Raw genomic sequence first — 1,040 nt, forward strand, 5'->3', positions numbered from 1 at the left:
GGCCTGAAAAGCCGCGCCAGAGGAAAGCCTCGCCGATTGCCGGCCAATAGATCCGCGCCAGGCAGCCTACGGCGACAACGACCAGGGCAAGCGCGAGCAATCTGTCGGCACCCTTGTTCATTGAAATCCCTCGGGCGTTGTTGCGGCCCTCACCATGTGACGGTTGCCCCGCATGTCGACGTCGAGACTATCAGCCGCAAGCTCGTGTCGCCAAGAGCCCGTGTGGACGCCCGGCTTGGTTGACACATCTTGCGTATCTGCCATTCTCGCGTAGGGATGAGGAGAGATTACCATGAAGAAGACTTACGCGAAGCCGGCTCTCGTCAAGAAGGGCAAGCTTTCAGCCGTCACGGCAAACGGCTCGACCAGCGCCACGATATAATCTGGCACACTCTTGGCCGAAACGCGCCTGGCGCTGGAGCAATTCCAGAAAAAGCATCGAAGGCCTTCGATCCGGGATGGCGTAAACAAGAATTGGAGGGCGGGCGCCTTGCCGCTCCTCCTTGGATTTATTGCAGTTTTACCGATTCCAGCCGCATGGTTGACAGATGGCCGCAGTCTGGCATCATCGGATCGGGATTTTAGGAGAGTCTGATATGAAAAAGATCTATGTGAAGCCATCGTTCTTGAAAAAAGGCCGGTTGTCGGCGATCACTGCGGCCAACGGCGCCTCGATTATTATTGTGCCGGGCTGACCGTCAACATAACCTGATTGAAGCGGGGCGAAATTTCGCTCCGCTTTGGCATGCCTAAATCTCAGCGCGTTAAGACCAGATCGTCCACGACCATTTGCCAATAGTGCTTCGTCGACAGGCGAACACGCGTTACAGCTTTGAGCATTGGGGCGTAGTGCAGCGGCGTCAGCGCCGACAGCGTGACCTCGTCGCTTGCAATCAGCTGCTCGCCAAGCCAGCTTTCGATCAGCGCCACCTCCCCTTCTGACGCCAGCCAGGCGGCGCTCAGCATGACCGAGTGAAAGCCGAACGGCCGTTCGCAGCTGAATTCGGCCGGCAGCCCGCTGCTGGTGTAGAGCACATGGT

Annotated in this window: 2 protein-coding genes and 1 pseudogene; 2 read left to right on the top strand and 1 reads right to left on the bottom strand. The window is 58.0% G+C overall.

From position 1 onward, the window contains the following. Positions 1 to 292: 292 nt before the first annotated feature. Both EN893_RS35395 and EN893_RS35400 read left to right on the top strand, forming a co-directional pair. The gene (locus EN893_RS35395) at positions 293 to 382 is read left to right on the top strand and encodes a putative RiPP precursor (RefSeq protein ID WP_127271493.1); all 90 of its coding nucleotides are present in this window, start codon (positions 293 to 295) and stop codon (positions 380 to 382) included. A gap of 214 nt (positions 383 to 596) precedes the next feature. After that, complete coding sequence (locus EN893_RS35400) at positions 597 to 695, top strand: putative RiPP precursor (protein ID WP_127271495.1); 99 nt, start codon at positions 597 to 599, stop codon at positions 693 to 695. Positions 696 to 756: 61 nt separating this feature from the next. On the opposite strand, the pseudogene EN893_RS35405 reads toward EN893_RS35400, so the two are convergent. After that, positions 757 to 1,040 (bottom strand): annotated as a pseudogene (locus tag EN893_RS35405) (hypothetical protein); the annotation flags it as partial.

This window comes from Mesorhizobium sp. M7A.F.Ca.CA.004.04.2.1, assembly GCF_004022825.1.
Lineage (GTDB): Bacteria > Pseudomonadota > Alphaproteobacteria > Rhizobiales > Rhizobiaceae > Mesorhizobium.